Annotated in this window: 13 protein-coding genes; 8 read left to right on the top strand and 5 right to left on the bottom strand. The window is 52.6% G+C overall.

Annotation, left to right across the window (positions count from 1 at the left end; genetic code table 11):
- Window positions 1–16 precede the first annotated feature (16 nt).
- Both AC2YIT_RS06715 and AC2YIT_RS06710 read right to left on the bottom strand, forming a co-directional pair.
- On the bottom strand, window positions 17–1,846 hold the full coding sequence (locus tag AC2YIT_RS06715) for an alkaline phosphatase (protein WP_487278689.1): 1,830 nt from the start codon (window positions 1,844–1,846) through the stop codon (window positions 17–19).
- Window positions 1,847–1,975: 129 nt separating this feature from the next.
- Window positions 1,976–2,881 carry a DUF6528 family protein gene (locus tag AC2YIT_RS06710; protein WP_487278688.1) on the bottom strand — a complete coding sequence of 302 codons (906 nt, stop codon included), beginning with the start codon at window positions 2,879–2,881 and terminating at the stop codon, window positions 1,976–1,978.
- 168 nt (window positions 2,882–3,049) lie between these two features.
- Here AC2YIT_RS06710 and AC2YIT_RS06705 point away from each other — a divergent pair, with 168 nt between their 5' ends.
- Window positions 3,050–4,033, top strand: coding sequence for an endonuclease/exonuclease/phosphatase family protein (locus AC2YIT_RS06705; RefSeq protein WP_487278687.1), 984 nt, complete (start codon window positions 3,050–3,052; stop codon window positions 4,031–4,033).
- Here the strand turns inward: AC2YIT_RS06705 and AC2YIT_RS06700 are convergent.
- Together AC2YIT_RS06700 and AC2YIT_RS06695 are read right to left on the bottom strand one after the other, a co-directional pair.
- Window positions 4,024–4,833: an AraC family transcriptional regulator gene (locus AC2YIT_RS06700; RefSeq protein WP_487278686.1), complete on the bottom strand. Its 810-nt coding sequence runs from the start codon at window positions 4,831–4,833 to the stop codon at window positions 4,024–4,026. The two genes, AC2YIT_RS06705 and AC2YIT_RS06700, sit on opposite strands and share 10 nt — an antisense overlap.
- Before the next feature lie 35 nt (window positions 4,834–4,868).
- Window positions 4,869–5,726: an NAD(P)H-binding protein gene (locus AC2YIT_RS06695; protein WP_487278685.1), complete on the bottom strand. Its 858-nt coding sequence runs from the start codon at window positions 5,724–5,726 to the stop codon at window positions 4,869–4,871.
- A 167-nt stretch (window positions 5,727–5,893) separates the two neighbouring features.
- Here AC2YIT_RS06695 and AC2YIT_RS06690 point away from each other — a divergent pair, with 167 nt between their 5' ends.
- The 7 genes from AC2YIT_RS06690 (at window position 5,894) to AC2YIT_RS06660 (ending at window position 15,996) form a co-directional block, all read left to right on the top strand.
- Window positions 5,894–7,138: a Na+/H+ antiporter gene (locus AC2YIT_RS06690; RefSeq protein ID WP_487278684.1), complete on the top strand. Its 1,245-nt coding sequence runs from the start codon at window positions 5,894–5,896 to the stop codon at window positions 7,136–7,138.
- Between the two features lie 152 nt (window positions 7,139–7,290).
- Complete coding sequence (locus tag AC2YIT_RS06685) at window positions 7,291–8,271, top strand: alpha/beta hydrolase (RefSeq protein WP_487278683.1); 981 nt, start codon at window positions 7,291–7,293, stop codon at window positions 8,269–8,271.
- Between the two features lie 206 nt (window positions 8,272–8,477).
- On the top strand, window positions 8,478–9,728 hold the full coding sequence (locus AC2YIT_RS06680) for an SGNH/GDSL hydrolase family protein (RefSeq protein WP_487278682.1): 1,251 nt from the start codon (window positions 8,478–8,480) through the stop codon (window positions 9,726–9,728).
- A gap of 128 nt (window positions 9,729–9,856) precedes the next feature.
- Entirely contained in the window at window positions 9,857–10,420 is a 564-nt protein-coding gene (locus AC2YIT_RS06675; protein WP_430847654.1) for a Crp/Fnr family transcriptional regulator, read from the top strand.
- A gap of 104 nt (window positions 10,421–10,524) precedes the next feature.
- Window positions 10,525–11,556 (top strand): efflux RND transporter periplasmic adaptor subunit, encoded by a 1,032-nt coding sequence (locus AC2YIT_RS06670; RefSeq protein ID WP_487278681.1) that lies wholly within the window; start codon window positions 10,525–10,527, stop codon window positions 11,554–11,556.
- A gap of 8 nt (window positions 11,557–11,564) precedes the next feature.
- The gene (locus tag AC2YIT_RS06665; protein WP_487278680.1) at window positions 11,565–14,669 is read left to right on the top strand and encodes an efflux RND transporter permease subunit; all 3,105 of its coding nucleotides are present in this window, start codon (window positions 11,565–11,567) and stop codon (window positions 14,667–14,669) included.
- Entirely contained in the window at window positions 14,659–15,996 is a 1,338-nt protein-coding gene (locus tag AC2YIT_RS06660; protein ID WP_487278679.1) for a TolC family protein, read from the top strand. The genes AC2YIT_RS06665 and AC2YIT_RS06660 overlap by 11 nt, the downstream gene beginning before the upstream one ends.
- Window positions 15,997–16,149: 153 nt before the next feature.
- Here the strand turns inward: AC2YIT_RS06660 and AC2YIT_RS06655 are convergent, their stop codons facing one another.
- On the bottom strand, window positions 16,150–17,901 hold the full coding sequence (locus AC2YIT_RS06655; RefSeq protein WP_430847646.1) for a RagB/SusD family nutrient uptake outer membrane protein: 1,752 nt from the start codon (window positions 17,899–17,901) through the stop codon (window positions 16,150–16,152).
- Window positions 17,902–17,907 lie beyond the last annotated feature (6 nt).

The following is a 17,907-nucleotide window of genomic DNA, read 5'->3' as shown; positions in this document are numbered from 1 at the left end:
AAGCAGGAGCTTTGCACTAGCGCGTCAAAACCTTCTTCATCTTCTGATAAATCTCCGTATTTTCATAAACTCCTCTGAAATCCAACGAATGCGGGCCATAGGCGAATACGGGTACCATAATCCCCGTGTGGTCGCCGGTACTGAACTGGCCGTCGACGTAGCCGGTTTTCAGGTTGCCGTCCAGCAGTGTGAGGCCGCCGGTTTCGTGGTCGGCGGTGACGATCACGAGCGTTTCGCCATTCGAGTCGGCAAAACGGAGCGCCTCTCCTACCAGCTTGTCGAAATCCAGCATTTCGGTCACCACATAGGGTACGATGTTCGCGTGGCCGCCGTAATCGACCTGTGCACCTTCGGCCATCATGAAGAAGCCTTTCGGGTTCGATTGGAGCGATTGGAGTGCTTTTTGAAATGAATCTTTGAGAAAATCGCCACGCCCTTTCTGCATCGATACCACATGTTTGTCGTCCAGCAGCACAAAAGGCGTTTTCATACCGGCCAGGTCATTCCAGTTGTTGGATACCTGAAAACCGCGTGCTTTCAGCGAATCGGCCGTTTTCGTTTTCTCAAAATGGCTGTAACCACCGCCGATCAGGACATCCACAGGTTCTTTCAGATAGTCGGTCGCGATTTCGTCCATCTGGCTCCGCTCGGGGCGGTGCGCATAAAAGCAAGCCGGTGTGGCATCGGTGATGTCTCCCGCAGAGATCAACGCCGCTTTCCGGCCCGTGGCTTTCACCTGGCGAATAATGGACGGCACCGCTACAAGGTTCGAATCGACGCCGATAGCGCGGTTGCGGGTTTTATGGCCCGTCGCAAAAGCGGTAGCACCCGCAGCGGAATCGGTAATGTAATTATCCGAAGAAGCCGTTTTGGAAAAACCGATATTCAGGAACCGGCCGAGGTTGAGGTCCCCGCGGTTGGCAGTGAGGCCTGAGTATATCTGCGCCAGGCCCATCCCATCGCCAATGAGCAGGATGATGTTCTTCACCTTGCCAAGCGCGTCATTGTTTTTGTAAGTGGGTTGATAGGGCTTGTAAAACTCCGTGGACTGGTACTCGGCGTTCTGGCGGCCACTCAGAAAGGTACCCAGCTCGGCAACATGGTCGGTATTGATGTAATCCGCGCCGAGGTTCATCAGCACTTTCCAGGCATTGATATTGTCGGGACTGGCCCAGAAACGGAACGGTTTGCTCATTGCATGCGCATGGGCAATCGCGTCCACCAGTGCTTTGCGGTCTTTTTCTACGGGAATGCCTTTTCCGTTCCACTGCGAATACTTATGAAAATCCTGACTGATCATTCCAAGCCGGGCAGCCTGTGCGGCAGTATAGGTTACGCCCGGGCGGCCATCGAAGAAAATGTAAGCCGGATACTGCTCAAATTGCTCCGGCGCAGGCGTATTACCACTCACAACCACTTTCACGGAGCCTTTCGGGGCCAGCAATGCCTCATGCGGCGCCAATGCTTTCACCAATGCCTGTAAAGTGGGCTGCGATGAAGTTTTAAGGTCAACCAGCAGGGTCATTAACCGGCTTTTATCTTTATAAATGCTCCCTTGATTTTGAGTGATTCGTTTGACAATCTGCTGCAAATACAGCTTTTCAAAAGTGCGGTCGGCACTGATGTCCTTCGAATCGTGCGCGACGAAGAGAGTATCGTTGCGCAAATGCACGTCGGCTTCTACCGAGCCGAACTGATGCTGGTAGGCCAGTGAGAACGGCGCAACCTGCATGTAATCGTTGTGCGAATGCGCACGCGACAGCGGGTTATCATTGCTGTTTCGAGCAGAAACTGCCCAGGGCAACAGGGCAAAAAGGGGAATTGATAGTTGGGAAAAAGCTTTCATGAAATGGCGTCCCGGCGGTTTTGGATAGCTGAATGGTGCCGGGATTTAACCGCAAATATCCGCTGAAATGGCATTCGCCAAGCCGGGAATGCCATTTTCATAACAATTATTTAAAACCGGCCGGCCGCCTTACAGCCCGCTATCGAACCATCGCGCCTTATATACATGCATGTCCGGGAACGCAAAGCTGCGTGCGGGCTCGTGGAATTTCACATGGAATGTCCACCAGCTTTCTTCGGGAATGGTGTAAATATATTGCCCGGAGGCGTCGCGGCCCACGCTTTTGACATTCTCCGCATCCGGGAACCCTTTGATTTTGGCAAACTTTTGCGTCGCCAGGCTGAACAGCCAGGTACCGTGGTGCTCGGTCACAAACAAATCGCCCGACGCATTCGCGGGCTGCAACTCGTGGCCGCCAATGCCGGGGATCGTCCATTTAGCCACCATTTTAAGGCTATTCCCGGAAACGATCTTGTACTCGCGCAACACGTCGTAGCCCAATGCAAAAAGGCTTTGCCGCTTTTCATTCCACACGACGCCGTGCGCCGAATAGAGGCTGTCGGTGTACAGTGGTTTGTCAGGTTGTTTCAGTGAAAAAAGCATGAGTTTGTTCCCTGCGGGTTGTACCGAAGCGGCAGCGGCAATAAGGTCGCCGGGTAGCAGTTCGATCGAATGCGCGTTAGGAACGCTGGCGTGGAAAAGTACCTTTTTGTCCTTCATATCCAGCAATGCAATGGCCCCGCTGGACGACGACACCAGTAACTGCTTCCCTCCGCGTACAGCCTTGCAGTCGTCCATTGTGTTGAACAGTTTCGTCCGGAATTGCGCCGGCAAATCCATTGCCTGGTGCGCATCCCACGACCAAATAATTTCGGGAATGCTGTCTTTGGATCGGGTATAATCCACCAGCAGCACTTTACTATCGCCGCAAACGAGGAAGGACTTCCTGGGAAAAGACTGGGAAAAAGCAGGGCCAGCAATAGTGATCAAAAGACATGCAGCGCCAATAAGGATTTTGTTCAGAAAACGGGTCATGGAATAGATTATCACTGTTAAAAAATTGAACTGCCGCGAAGTTAGCGTCGCAACCAGCGAATTACCTTCAAAAAGCGCTATCCGCCTGAAAAATAATGTATCCTTAACAATTTGGAATTATCCTGACCACACGCTCCCCGTAGTTTTGGGCGTACCAACCGGCGCTATATGTGGACTCATTTACTTCTTGACAAAAACAGGTTCCTGAAATCCGTCTCCTGGCTTTTTATTCTCTTCTTCCTGACAGAAGCCACTCCCGCCACCCGCGAAATGACGGGACAGCCCGGCGCCAACCCTGTCCAATGGGCATCAGATTCCGCCAACGCGGGCAGTTTCTCCGTCATTACTTACAACATCGCCGGGCTTCCCCAGCTCATTTGCAGCGCCGCCACACCCCGAAAAGAAAGCATTTCCGCCATAGGCCGCCTGCTCAACCGTTTCGACATCGCGCATGTCCAGGAGGATTTCAATTACAATCAATATTTATACAATGGCGGCAATACCCATCGCTTCCGTACACCTACCAAAGGGGCGGTCATGACGGGTGATGGCCTCAATACCCTCTCCAAATTCCCGGTAAAGCAGCTCCGCCGCATTGCGTGGACAGACTGCACCGGCGCAGATTGTCTTACGCCCAAAGGTTTCACCTATACACGCATTGAAATTGCCCCTAACCGCTTTATCGATTTCTACAACGTACACGCAAACGCGTACAACCATCCGCGTGCCGCGCTGGCGCGCCGCCGCAATATGGAACAACTATCGGCTTACATTCGCCAGCATTCGACCAGCAACGCCGTGATTGTGATGGGCGATTTGAATGGCCGGTATAGTTTCGGGCAGGATAATGTGGATTGGCTGTTGAAGGAGAATGCGCTTTCCGATCCATGGATCAGCCTGCATGGCAAAAATCAGCTGCCCGCCCGCAGTAATACCATCCCTTCGAACGACATCCTTAGCCTGACAGACTCCTCGGAAACAATCGACAAGATACTGTTTAGGAGCAGCGCATTCATTCAACTCAAACCATCAGCCTATGCGTTGGAGAAGGCGATGTTCACCAATGCAAAAGGTCTTCCCCTGTCGGACCATCACCCTGTTTCGGCCCGGTTTGAATGGAAAATCATGAATGACGTAATCGCCTACGACTGAACCAGCACCGGGAAATTCTCCACGGTTTCACGAATGCGCTTTCTGAATTGAAACGGCGTCAGCCCGGTGAATTCTTTGAAGTTGCGGATGAAATGCGACTGGTCGGCGTATTCCTGCTCGAACGCGATATCGGAAAGCTTGTCGTATGATTGGCTTCGCAGCTGATTCAGCGAGCCCTGAAAACGGCATATCCGCGCAAACAGCATGGGCGACAGGCCTATTCCTTCCTGAAAACGCCTTTCCAGCGTGCGTTCCGATACTTGCAGTTCGAGCCGGAGGTCTTTCAGGGAAACAGCACCCTGCGACTGAATGATCCGCTGCAATGCGTAACGCGTGGCGGCTTGCAGTGCGTGATCACTGCGGCAAATTTGCTCCCAGAGGCATTCTGAAAGGATATTGGCCTTTGCTTTTACATCGTTGGCATTTCCCAATCGTTCCATCAGTTGCTTGCCGTTCAGGAAGAGGTCCAGGTCGAGACAATCGTCGGTCAGCTCGTTGGAATCCATACCGAAAATGGATTTCAGGGCATGCGGGTAAAAATAAACGCCCATGGTGCTGAAAGTCGCGGGCGAAACGATGCGGGTATGCGCGGTCGACTGCCCGTACAGGAATATGGACGACAGTTCTTTCCCCTCTTGAAACGACGCTCCCGGCGATTGCTGGAATATAATCCCCGGAGAACCGTCGGCGATAGTCACGAAATGCACCTGCTCGTCGGATCGCCCCGAGCTTTCGAGTGCCCAATAGTACCGGACGTAGTCCTGCAAATGCGGCGGCGGCTGGATCTGATGGTATTTCATGGCTATTGAGCAGGCAGGCAAGTTACCGATTTTTTTCAAAACAATTCCCGCAGATATTCCTGAACACCAAGCGGTTTACGACCGAGAAACCCTTCCAATGAAGTGTGTGTCTTTTCAAACTCCCCTGCCCGGATACTGTCGGCCATACTAGCGTAAAAACCGGCCTCTTCCTCCTCCAACCCGAAACCGAGCAGGCCCTTGCGGTAATCTTCCGGCGAAATGTCGGTATACGCGGCTTCGGGATAACCCGCTATTTTCTTCAATTCCAATGCAATGTCCGCAAAACTGAATGCCTCTGACCCTGTAATGTCGTGCGCGGTGTTGTCGAATGCCGGCCCGGAGAGCACATTGGATAATGCCTCGGCAATATCCTTCCGTGAAACGAAACTCACGCGTCCGCTGCCCGAGGGGTAAAAAATCCGGCCGTCGCCCATGGCTTCGCCGATAAACAGCGGGATCGTTTCATGGTACATGCTGTTACGGAAAAAGACATAACGCATCCCGCTCTGGCGGATCAGCGACTCGGTGTTCCTGCAAATGCGTGCGGCGCGGAAATGCGCCGACTCATCCGGAAAAAGCGTGCTGGTGTAAACGACCTCTTTCACGCCGCATTTCATCGCTGCCCGCACCACGCGCATTTCCTGCGCCATCGCCCGTACACCCGTGGCCGAGGCCGATATTTGCAGCAGCCTGTGTACGCCGGTCAGCGCGCGCTCCAACGATTCCTGGTGTTCATAGTCGGCCACACGGATGTGTATGCCGGAGCCTGCATAGTCGCTGAGTTTGCCGGCATCGCGCACGATCGTGACGATGTTTTCCGGTCGTGTTTTTTTCAATAAAAATGAAAGGGCGGCTTTCCCGAGGTTTCCGTTGGCTCCTGTGATGGCTATCATTGCTTTGTTTGTTTTAGTTTAAAGCAAAACTAGGCGCCGCCCGTCCCTCAAAATAGAACAAAACCGACAAGCCCGATTTTTCGGCCCGGTAACCTTGATTTTTCGCAATCATCCTTAGATTTGAGACTATACGCCCAGGCATTCCACCCGGCATCTGGTTCAGCATTATGGAAAATTACAGTATCGTTATCTTTATTATGGCCATTATGATCGGCCTTTCTGCCATGGCCGACAGTGTCAGGATACCCTATCCGGTGTTGCTGATCACCGCCGGGATCGCCATCGGATTCATACCCACGTTGCCGGTAATAGAGCTTAACCCAGAAGTCGTTTTCCTGATCTTCCTGCCTCCGTTGCTGTATGATGCGGCCTTCAATATCAATTTTCAGGATTTCAGGATCAATATCAATACGATCAGTACGCTCGCCATTTCGCTCGTATTCATCACCGCCTCCGGCATTGCCGCCGTGTCTTACTACCTCATTCCCGGTATGACGTGGCCACTCGCATTCGTGCTCGGCTCCATATTGTCGGCCACCGATGCCGTTGCGGCGATGAGCATCACCAAGGGCCTTGGCCTTTCCTCCAAAACCAATACCATTCTGGAAGGCGAAAGTTTGGTGAACGATGCATCTGCATTGGTTGCGTACCGGTTTTCAGTAGCCGCTGTAACAGGCTCCGCATTTGTATTCTGGCAAGCCTCTGCCGAATTTGCCGTGTTACTGCTAGGCGGCGCGATCGTCGGACTGGTAATCGGGCGTATTCTGGGATTCATCATTATGCGTATCCACAATAACGCACAGGCGACCATCGGCATGATGCTCCTGATGCCCTTCGTTGCCTACCGGGTGGCGGAAGAGCTCGAAGTATCGGGCGTGATCGCGGTCGTCATCCTCGGCCTAGGCATCGCCGATTTCAGCAAAAAGATATTCCCCGATCGCCTCAAAGCGCAATCCAAAGCCATATGGGAGATCATTATCTTCCTGCTGAACGGGCTCATATTCATATTGATAGGACTGCAATTCCCGTATGTGATTAAAAACATCAGCAGCGACCAGCTCCTTACCTACATCGGTTACGCGTTGATTATCACCATTATCGCACTCGTCCTCCGCATGGTGAGGGTCTTCTGGCAGCGGGCCAATCTCCAAAAGGGTTTCGAAAGCGGGCGCGGACGAATCAGCGAAAACGCTTTGCTCGATGTCAAAAACAGCCTCATCATCAGTTGGTCGGGCATGCGCGGCATCGTCTCGCTCGCCATTGCCATCGGTCTTCCCACGCACCTGCATGACGGCATGCCCTTCCCCATGCGCGACGCCATTATCTTTATTTCCGTGGCTGTTGTGCTGTTTACGCTGATTGGACAGGGGTTGACGCTGCCGTGGATTGTGAAGCGGTTGGGAGATACCTGATCGCTCTACCCCACCAAACTTTTTTTCATCTCCTCACTTTTCTTAACCTAGGTTAATGTTTCCGGTTTCCCGCTGATCTAGTTTTGTCATATCAAATCAAGCACAACAAGACAAACGAAATAAGTACTCAATCTCAAAAACCTTTTAAGATCATGGAAACTCTGAATATCATCGACCCAGCCAACGACCCTGCCATTTTTGAAGATGTAAGAACTTTTCTCAATGCCCTGAACTCGGAAGGCGGCACCCCGCTGGAACAGCTCTCGCCCGCAGATGCACGAAATGTGCTCACAGGCGCTCAAAATTCCGTGGAAGTGGATTTGTCGGGCATCGAAACCAGTGAAAAAACCATTACACAAGACGGTCTTACCGTTAAATTGGATATCGTAAAACCTGCCGGTACAACCGAAAAACTGCCGGTATTCATCTTCATTCACGGCGGTGGTTGGGTATTGGGCGACTTCCCTACCCACAAACGCATTGTCCGCGACCTCGTGGTTTACTCCGGTGCTGCGGCCGTATTTGTGAACTATACCCCATCGCCCGAAGCGAAATATCCGGTGGCGATCAACGAAATATACGCGGCAACCAAATGGGTAGCCGAACATGGCGACGAAATCAACGTCGACGGCAGCAGGCTGGTAGTGGCCGGTAACAGCGTAGGCGGCGACATGGCTGCCGTTACCGCCCTGAAAGCCAAAGACAATAATGGCCCCGAAATCAAATTGCAGGTGCTCCTCTGGCCGGTAACCGACGCCAACTTCGAGACCGTTTCCTACAACCAGTTTGCCGAAGGCCGCTTCCTGACCAAAAACATGATGAAATGGTTCTGGGATAACTACACTACTGACCCCGAAGATAGAAAACACCGCTACGCTTCCCCATTGCAAGCTACTACCGAACAGTTGCAGGGCCTGCCTCCTGCCCTCGTGCAGACCGCCGAAAACGATGTCCTCCGCGACGAAGGCGAAGCATATGCCCGCAAATTGGAGGCGGCCGGTGTCAAAACCACGTTGGCAAGATATCAGGGCCTGATCCACGATTACGGTTTGCTGAACCCGCTGGCCAATGTACCAGCCGTTCAGGGAGCGCTCCTTCAAGCCGGTGCCGCTATCCGCGAGGCATTGAAGTAATTTAGAACATACTACTACGCGAAAACGGGTTATGCGAGAGTGTAACCCGTTTTTTATATTTTATCATTTTTAGTAATCAGATTATCAATTAATTATAAATATCTTATAAAAAATAAAACAATAGAATGAAATATATCGGTCATTTCCGGTGTCTAGATTTTGAGTAAGCGGCTAAATTGCCGCACTTAAATCCTTTCAGTGATTCTATGACGCAAAGACAAATTGGGGCAATTGCCGTATTTTCAGGTTATCTGCTCCTCGCCATTACAGTATACCGATGGCAATTATTCACACACTTCGTTTGGACCATCCTGCTGTTCAAAACACTGGTTCCCATTGCATTTGTGCTCTTCTGCTGGTCGGTTACCCGCTTGATGAAACTACCGTTCTGGACGGCACTGCTGATTCCCGCGCTTGTGGAAACAGCCTCCTGGTTTTATATCCAACACACGATTGAAGTCAATCAGCATACCGACCGGCATGAGGTGGGTGTGCTCGAAAAATGGATCAATTACCGCGACGTGATCCAGTTCAACCGACATTTTGCCAGCTACTCGCCCGATCTCGGCTATGTGCTCCGGCCCAACAGCGAAGGCGTACATTCGAGCCTGGAATACAGCAATACCTTCAAAATCAACAGCTTCGGCCTACGTGATGACGAAAAGTCGCTCGATAACCCGGAGCTGGTGTTCCTGGGCGATTCCTTTACTATGGGATGGGGCGTGGACGAAAACCAGACCTACGCCGATCTTACGGGCCGGAAACTAGGCGTGAAAACCCTCAATGCCGGGATTTCGTCGTACGGTACTTACCGCGAAATGCTGCTTTTCTCTAAAATCAAGCGGGATTCCGTCAGGTTGGTCGTGTTGCAATACTGCGATAACGACTTTGAAGAAAATGAAGCCCGCAACGAGCCCCGCAATGAACCGCAGCAGCTCACTGCCCGGTCGTTTGCCAACACTGCGACTTTCAACCGCATCAATGAAACCTATTACCCGATGCGCTATACCTACTTTTTTGTCAGGGAAAAGGATTTGCTCAAACGGATCTGGACGAGCCCGGTGCAAGTGTTCCGCGAGATCGGGGGTGCATTGTCCTCGTGGGTAAAAGGCAGACAGCTCGACGTCGTAACGCCGCCGGATATCAAAACACCTGCCGAAACGAAGCCCCAGGCGGAGTATTTTTTCAAGTCGCTCGCCAAAATCCGGAAGTTTTACAAGGGCAATATCGTGGTCATGCATCTCGACGGTCGCTACACCCGCCCCGAAATGATCCGCGCGTTTGAAGCGCAGGCACGGCAAACCGGTGACGGGCATTTGTTCTTCCTGCATACGGACGAGCTCCTCAAAGCACAGGATTATTACCCCGTGGACGGGCATATTAAAGCATCCGGGCATGCAAAGATTTCGGAAGCATTGGTCAAAATGATCGGTGAAAAAGGATTACTCATGCCCTGATATCTCCGCCCACAGTCCGAAAATGCGGGTAACTTCTGTTGTTTTGCAAAGGCGTACCGCGGGTATTTCGCCGGAAATAGCTATGTTAGAACCGTCGCTTGAAGTACCCCGGTCATTGCATTCCCATTATGGAGCTGATTCGCTATCTGAAACAACACATCCTATTATCCCCCGAAATGGAAGCCCAGGTACAGGAGGCTTTCAGGCAGGAAGAATTAACTAAAGGCCACCGGCTGTTATCGCCGGACAACTTTTCGCAAAAGGTATTCTATATTGAGAAAGGTGTGGTGCGGACCTATTATGTTAAAGATGGCAAGGATATTACCCATTCATTTATTCTCGAAGGCGCTTTCTTTGTGTCCATTGAAAGTGCCTTTTTCAATAGCCCCTCACCTTATGGCGCCGAAGTTTTAGAGCAGGCCACCATCCGGACCATTCCCTACCCCGATCTCGAGAAGGTGATCGACGGTCACCAGGCATTGCAGAAACTGAGCCGTTTGGTCATGATCAATGCCGTGAAAACGTTTTCGGACAAGCTGTATTCGATCCAGTTCCAATCGGCACAGGAGCGGTACAATTCCATGCTCGAAAAATTCCCCGATATCATGCTCCGCGTACCGCTGGGGCATATCGCCTCTTACCTGGGCATCACACAGGAGACACTAAGCCGGATCAGAGCTGGAAAAGTCTGACATTTTTTCAATATTAGGTTACTTTTTGATTTAGATCAAAAGCATTGCCATCAATCGGGGCCAATTTTGCACCAGGATATTAAACCTAACGGTCGTCCATTCTTATGAAAAGCAATCCTATCTATCTCATTCTCTCGATGGCTGCGCTCGCGGGCTGCAACAAACCCGCCGATCAGGCGAAATCCATTGAAAAACCGCTGCCGGTTATAACCCGGCAGGCGCAGAACATCTCAGCCAACAATCAGATCTCCGTCAGCGGCAACATCGAGGGTAACAAAACGGTACGCCTCGGTTTTATGGTAGGCGGTAAGATCAACTACATCGCCGCTGCAGAAGGCCAGCTCGTGAAGCAAGGCCAGCTGCTATCGAGCCTCGACCCCGGTAATTACAGCATTGCCAAGGAAATAGCCGACGTGCAAGTAGCTCAGATACAGGACGAATACGACCGCCTGAAAGTGATGCACGACCGCCGCAGCCTCAGCGAAAGCGATTTTGCCAAAGTCGGCTTCGGCTTGCAGCAGGCCCGCGCGCAGGAGAAGCTCCACGCGAAAAATTTATCGGATACGAAGCTCTTTGCCCCGATCAGCGGCGTCATGCTGAAAAAAATGGCGGAAGTGGGTGAGATCGTCGGTGTGGGTACCCCGCTTTTTGTCGTATCGGACATCCGCACGGTGAAGGTGAATGCGTATATTCCAGAAAGTGAATTGCACAATATCAAACTCGGACAGGAGGCAAAAGTGCTGGTCTCGTCGCTTAGCGAGACATTTACAGGTAAAGTAATCGAGGTAGGTTCCGCCGCCGACGCGGCCTCCCGGGCCTTTACCATCAAAATAGCCCTGCAAAATCCCAAACTATTAATCCGCCCCGGCATGATCGCCGAGGTGACGTTGGCCTCCAACCAATCCAAAAAAGCGCTGGTATTGCCTACCGAGGCTGTTTTGCGCGACCTCGACAACCAGAGCTACGTTTTCGTGGCCGACCCCGACCGCAAAATCGCTTTGAAAAGAAAAGTTAGCCTCGGGCAACTTACCGACAATCAGATCGAGATTACGTCCGGCATCACCGAAACCGACCGCGTGGTAACCGGCGGGCAGCACAAGCTCACCGACGGCACCGCCATTTCCATCACCCAATAAGCTGCGTTATGAACTTTGTCAAATCATCCCTGAAATATCCGCAGGTGACACTGTCGGTATTGCTGCTGGTGTTTGCGGTAGGCGTTTATTCGCTGCTGAACATGCCCCGGCGTGAAGATCCGAAGATCACTGTACGGCAAGGCCTGGTGCTTGCCTATTTCCCCGGCGCCAACTCCGCGCAAGTGGAAGACCAGGTTACCAAGAAACTCGAACAATATCTTTTCCAATTCGAAGAAATCCGCAAGGACAAAACTTACTCGACGTCGCAGGACGGCATGGTGGTAGTGAATGTGGAATTGGGCGAAAATGTCAAAAATCCGGATGTCTTTTGGAGCAAACTGCGCCACCAGTTGCTGGTGGCCAAGCAGGTAGATTTCCCCAAAGGCGTGCGCGGCCCGATCGTGAACTCCGATTTCGGCGACACCGAAGCATTGGTGATCGGCATCGAAAGCGACAAGGCCACTTATGCGCAGTTGAAAGAATATACCCAGAAACTGGAAGATGTTCTCCGGACGGTCAAATCGGTGTCCAAAATCAAGCGCATCGGCGAACAGAAGGAACAGATCACGGTCACTTCCAGCTCCGAGAAACTTTCTCAATATAATGTCAAACTGTCGTCCGTGGTGCAGGTTTTGCAATCGCAGAACGTGATTAGTCCGACAGGAGATATCAAAACCGCCACGAGCCAGACGCCACTGTACACATCGGGGTATTACAATACCGAAAATGAGATCGCCAACCAGATCGTAGGCGCCTCGAAAACCGGGGAACTGATCCGTCTAGGAGATATCGCGCAGGTGAACCGCGAATACGCGGAGCCCACCAGCAAGACCACCGTGAACGGCCGCAATGCAATGATGCTTGCCATCCAGATGCAGGAAGGGAACAACATTGTGAAGTTTGGGGAAGAAGTGAATGCCAAACTGGCTGACGTGGAGAAGCTGCTGCCGTCGGACGTGACCTTGACGACGATCGTAAACCAGCCGAAGCTCGTAGATGAAAACATTACGCACTTCATCCGCGAATTTTTCCTGGCCATTTTCTCGGTCGTGATTGTCGTGATCCTGCTCCTGCCGATCCGCATTGCCGCGGTTGCCGCGATGGCCATTCCGATGACGATCGCCGTCACATTTGCATTGCTGAATGCATTCGGCATCGAACTGCACCAGGTATCGCTCGCAGCGCTGATCGTCGTGCTTGGGATGGTGGTGGATGACGCCATTGTCATCGCCGACAACTATGTGGAACTTCTCGACGAAGGTATCGACCGCTGGACAGCCGCCTGGCGCAGCGCCACCGACCTGGTAATCCCGGTCCTGGCTGCCACGGTAACCATTATTGCCTCGTTCATGCCGATGGTTATCCTGACCGGCTCCGTAGGCGAGTTCATCCATGCATTGCCCATTACGGTGGCCATTGCATTGGCAGCCTCGTTCATTGTGGCCATGATCCTGACCCCCCTGCTTTGCTATACCTTCATCAAAAAAGGTCTCCACGACCACAGCGCGGAGGAATCCGACAAAAAGAAACGCATTACCCTGCTCGACCGCATGCAGAACGGCTACAACGCCGCCCTCGAATGGTGCGTGAGACATTCGGCGCTGACGATTGGTGTCAGTTTGCTCACTGTCGTACTGTCGCTTTTTGTATATCAAGGCATTAAGCAGAAATTTTTCCCGGCCGCTGAAAGGAACCAGTTTGTGATCGAACTGTGGATGCCGACCGGCACCAAACTCGACCAGACCAGCCAGGCGATCCTGAAAGCGGAAAAACTTGTCAAAGGCGACCCGCGCGTGACCTCCTACGCTACGTTCACGGGCACGAGCGCACCGAGATTTTACTACAACTTCTCCCCCGAAGTGCCGGTTACCAACTATGCGCAAATTCTGATCAACACCACCGACGAGAAGACGGCAGAGGCATTTGCCCACGAACTCGAAGGCAAAGTAGCCGCATTGATCCCCGAAGGTTCTCCGCAGGTGAAGCTGATGCAGCAAGGCTCACCTTATAAGTCGCCTGTGGAAGTGCGCATTGTGGGCGATGACGTTGCCCGTCTCAAAGCGATTGGTTTGCAGGTACAGGAAATTCTCAAAAATGCGAAAGGCAGCGCGATGGTCCGCCCCGATTTTCGCGAGGATTATTACGGGATCAGCATTCAGCTTAAAGATGAGGCCAACAAGCTCGGCTTTACCACCGGCAGCATTTCGCAAATGGTGTACACCGGTTTCAATGGCGCCCCCATTTCAACCATGTACGAAGGCAACAACCCGCTCGACATTGTTTTCCGCCTCGACGAGCGTAACCGCCAGTCGTCCGATAACCTGGAAAACATATACCTGGCCTCGCCCGTAACAGACGCCAACGTGCCGCTACGCCAGATCGCCGACTTGAAACCGCAATGGCAAACCGGCAAGATCATGCACCGCAACGGCGTGCGGACGCTCACCATCCTGAGCGAAACCGAAGACGACGTTCTGCCGGCCGAGCTCGTTAAAGAGGTGAAAGACAAAATCGCGGACATTCCACTGCCCGCAGGCTACCGGATCGAGTACGGCGGCGAGCAGTTCAACAAGAATGAGACATTCAGCCAGATGATCGTGGTGCTGGTAATCAGCCTGGTACTCATTTTCTTCATCCTGTTGTTCCAGTTCCGCAGCCTCAAAGAAGCCGGGCTGGTGATGCTCACGATCCCACTCAGCTTGTTCGGAGCGCTGATGGGCCTCTATATCACGCATAACAACTTCGGATTCACCGCATTTGTGGGCCTCATCAGCCTCTCGGGGATTGTGGTACGGAATGCGATCATCCTGGTGGACCATACCAACGAGCTGCTCGGTCACGGCATGGACATCCGCACGGCAGCCATCGAATCCGGCAAGCGCCGTTTGCGTCCGATATTCCTCACAGCGATGGCCGCGGCGATCGGCGTGCTGCCGATGATCTTGTCAGGATCGCCGATGTGGAGCCCGCTCGCGAGCGTGATCGCCGTCGGGGTGATCTGGTCGATGGTCATGGCGCTGCTCACAGTGCCAGTGCTGTACATCGCGATGATCGAACCGCATGATAAAAAAGACCTGATGGTAACCCCTGTTGCTGAACACCATGAAAACTAAGCTGATATTCCCGATACTCGCACTCTGCGCAGTTGCCCTGGACCCCGTGTACGCACAGCAGGCGCAGCCGCTCACGCTCGAACAGGCCGTAGAGATGGCATTGCAGAACAACCATTTACTGAATGTGCGCAAGTTGCAGGTAGCTGAAAAAGAGGCCAAAGTAGCCGAGGATGCGATTAAGCGCTATCCGGTCGCTTCGGTGAGTTCCTCCTACCAGTACAATGCCAATCTCGGCCAATTGGTGATCGAGCAAGGCTCCTTCGGCACGCTGCCCCTCGGCGGCACTACGGTTGCATTGCCGAATGAGGAAAAGACCTTTCCTTTGGGTAAACACCACAATTTCAATGCAGGCGTAACGCTCTATCAGCCGATCACCCAGCTTGGCAAGATCAAAACGGGCATTGAAGTGGCGAAAACCGATGCCGAACTGGCACGCCACGAGCAATCGAAGGCGTCGTTACAGATCAGGCAGGCGATCGAGAAGCTGTATTATGGTTTGCTGATCACCCAAAAGCAGCAGGAAGAGGCGAATGCGAAAATCAAGCTGGCGCAAATGCGGCTGTATGATGTGGAAAGCGCATTGCTTTCGGGCAAAACCATTGATGTGAACAAAGCCGGCCTACAAGCGAACATCGCCGACGAGGAACAGAATCTCCTGAAACTCCGCATTCAAACCGAAGATTACACAGCCGATTTGAAACAACTGACAGGCATTGATGCAGATAGTGTGACGCTCGCACCGGTAACCAACATGACCATTGCATCCGGTACCCTCGACACCTACCTGACGAACGCAGCCACGTCCAACAATGATATCAAAATCGCCAACCTGACGGAGATCAAAACCCAGAAGGCCATCCGCGCAGCCGAGCAGAGTAACCTGCCCGACATCGGCCTGGTAGCAGGCTACTCCTACCAGACCGGCAACCTGCTTTTCCCGAACAACAACCCGTTCGTAGGTGCGCAATTCAAATGGAATATCCAGGACCTGGTCGCTAACAAGCAGGTGATCCGCCAGCGGCATTTCCTGAGCCAGCAAGCGCGTGAAAACCTGCTCAATACCCAAAATCAGGTCAAAAACGATGTTTCGAAGACCCACCGGAAGCTCACACAAGCCACTGCGCTGATCGCCGTGGCCGAAAAAGCAGTAAAATACCGCACCGAAGAGCTCAAAGTGCAGACCGACAGGCAAGCATCCGGCTTGAACCTGGAAGCGGATATCCTCAACACGCGCTCCCTATTGGCCAAAGCGGAGGCCGATTTGCTGGCAGCACAGCTGAATTACCGGCTGGCGCACTCGGATTTGCAGCGATTGGCCGGGGAGTGATTGGGCTTAATAATTGAGACCGAGGTAGAATTAAGGGGGTAGAAGGTCACACTTCGTGTCACCCTGAGCGTAGTTGAAGGGCATTTGCGTGATGCAGATACCCCTTCGACCTGCGCTCAGGGTGACAGCTTAGTAACCATATACAACTTCGTTTTACTCAATTTTCGTCAGCGGCGGCACATTCCGGTTCGCACCGTCATAACCAACATTCTGGTTGATCACACCCTTTGTATTGGCCGTAATCACCAGTGACGGGATCGGCCATAGCACATGGAATGGCGCCATGTTCGCGGTATTACCCAGCAGCTGTATCTTTTTCTCATAGGTATTGTTGTACCGCATTACCCGGTCGAAATAGTAGTTCTTTTCGCTGAAATTGGTCAGGCTGTAACCATTGATCCCCGCTTTGGCCATGATGTACGATATGCGGACGAGCTCCGAATGGCGCGGTTCCTCTGCGAAAAGCTCCCTTGCGCGCTCATGCAGGATAAAGTCGATGGATACCTCGCCTGCTGTAATGGGCAGTGCTTTGGCACGTTCGCGCACCTTGTTAATGTCGTCGGCGGCCAGTGCGGGCTGGTTTTTCCAGAAATAGGCCTCGGCACGGAGCAGGTAGGTTTCGGCCAGGCGAAAAATATACCAGTCGCCGTTGCCGCCCATCGGCGTCGCTTTCGGGTCATCCTGGGGATTGTACATAATGTAATGCGGCATCGCGTACACGTGCTTGAACGTATCTACCTGCGCGGCGAGGAATTGGGTATTAACGGGTTTGCCGAAATCGACCGACGCCGGGTTATTGTATTTCAGTTCATGAATATCCACCCAATTGATATCCGCTCGCCGCAAATCGGGCGTGTTGCGCCAGGTACTGCCTTTGTATGCCCAGATATCATATTGGTAATAGCCCGTCAGCCTGATGTTGGCATTGCCGCGGCCCAGTGAATCGTACATAGGCCCGCTGGCTACCATGCCCGGCTTCCCCTGGCTGTCGAGTACCTGCGGCTGGAACCACTGACAATTGTAGAGCCGCATGGTATAAAGGCCCACGGAGCGCGCGGCCGGCGGCGCCTCGTAACGGTCGATGGACGCCAGAATGGTCTCTGTATTCTGGGCAATGCTGAAATTCTTGGCACGGTGCAGGTCCCAGATGAGGTTGCGATAACCCTTCGTAGCATCGATCCCGAAACGCTGTGTCATCAAGGCGTATGGACCGTTAATCACCTTGTTAGCTGCTTCAATAGCCTTGTCGTATTCCAGATTGGCGAGGTAGATCTTCGTCAGCAAATGATTTGCAGCCCCTTTGGTGATCACGCCCGGTTTAGCGGTGACCGGCAGCCATTCGGCGGCAAACTCAACGTCCGTCTTGATCTTTTCCAGGATCGTCCAGCGGCTATGGGTCTGAAAATCGAGCTTCGCCTCCGCTATTTCAGCCCCCAGAAACGGCACATCGCCGTAGGAATTTACGAGCCGGTAATACCAGTAAGCCCTGTGCCAAAGCGCCTCCGCCAAAATGGCATTTCGCTCCTGATCCGACTGCCATTTAATGTCGTCGATCCTGCTGATGAGTACGTTACAGTTTTTAATAGAAGAATAAATGACCGTAAACATCGTCAGGAAGCGATAGTACTGGTCGGTATTGGGTGTAAGATTGTAAAAATCAAGCTGCGACCACGGCGATGCCAGATCGGAAGCGGCAAATTCCATCGTCAGGTTCGGCATGGCGCCGGTAGTTTCGTTTTTGAGGTCCTTGCGCATGGTAATCAGCAATGCCTCCATCCCGGCCTTATCGACGAACACTTTCTCCGGGCTGAAAAACGACAGCGGCTCCGGTTTCAGCCAGTCCTTGTCGCAAGCCGACTGGCTTAGCAGCAAAACAAATAATATGAGGTATCGAAAGACTTTCATAATGCT

This window comes from Dyadobacter sp. SRI_021 (assembly GCF_057586235.1).
This window is presented reverse-complemented; position numbering and strand designations above follow the sequence as displayed.

Excerpts from the sequence above, each read along its gene's own strand:
- AC2YIT_RS06700 (WP_487278686.1), bottom strand. The coding sequence starts at position 4,833 with ATGAAATACCATCAGATCCAGCCGCCGCCGCATTTGCAGGACTACGTC.
- AC2YIT_RS06690 (WP_487278684.1), top strand. The coding sequence starts at position 5,894 with ATGGAAAATTACAGTATCGTTATCTTTATTATGGCCATTATGATCGGC.
- AC2YIT_RS06665 (WP_487278680.1), top strand. The coding sequence starts at position 11,565 with ATGAACTTTGTCAAATCATCCCTGAAATATCCGCAGGTGACACTGTCG.
- AC2YIT_RS06675 (WP_430847654.1), top strand. The coding sequence starts at position 9,857 with ATGGAGCTGATTCGCTATCTGAAACAACACATCCTATTATCCCCCGAA.
- AC2YIT_RS06705 (WP_487278687.1), top strand. The coding sequence starts at position 3,050 with ATGTGGACTCATTTACTTCTTGACAAAAACAGGTTCCTGAAATCCGTC.
- AC2YIT_RS06695 (WP_487278685.1), bottom strand. The coding sequence starts at position 5,726 with ATGATAGCCATCACAGGAGCCAACGGAAACCTCGGGAAAGCCGCCCTT.
- AC2YIT_RS06710 (WP_487278688.1), bottom strand. The coding sequence starts at position 2,881 with ATGACCCGTTTTCTGAACAAAATCCTTATTGGCGCTGCATGTCTTTTG.
- AC2YIT_RS06660 (WP_487278679.1), top strand. The coding sequence starts at position 14,659 with ATGAAAACTAAGCTGATATTCCCGATACTCGCACTCTGCGCAGTTGCC.
- AC2YIT_RS06655 (WP_430847646.1), bottom strand. The coding sequence starts at position 17,901 with ATGAAAGTCTTTCGATACCTCATATTATTTGTTTTGCTGCTAAGCCAG.
- AC2YIT_RS06685 (WP_487278683.1), top strand. The coding sequence starts at position 7,291 with ATGGAAACTCTGAATATCATCGACCCAGCCAACGACCCTGCCATTTTT.
- AC2YIT_RS06715 (WP_487278689.1), bottom strand. The coding sequence starts at position 1,846 with ATGAAAGCTTTTTCCCAACTATCAATTCCCCTTTTTGCCCTGTTGCCC.
- AC2YIT_RS06670 (WP_487278681.1), top strand. The coding sequence starts at position 10,525 with ATGAAAAGCAATCCTATCTATCTCATTCTCTCGATGGCTGCGCTCGCG.
- AC2YIT_RS06680 (WP_487278682.1), top strand. The coding sequence starts at position 8,478 with ATGACGCAAAGACAAATTGGGGCAATTGCCGTATTTTCAGGTTATCTG.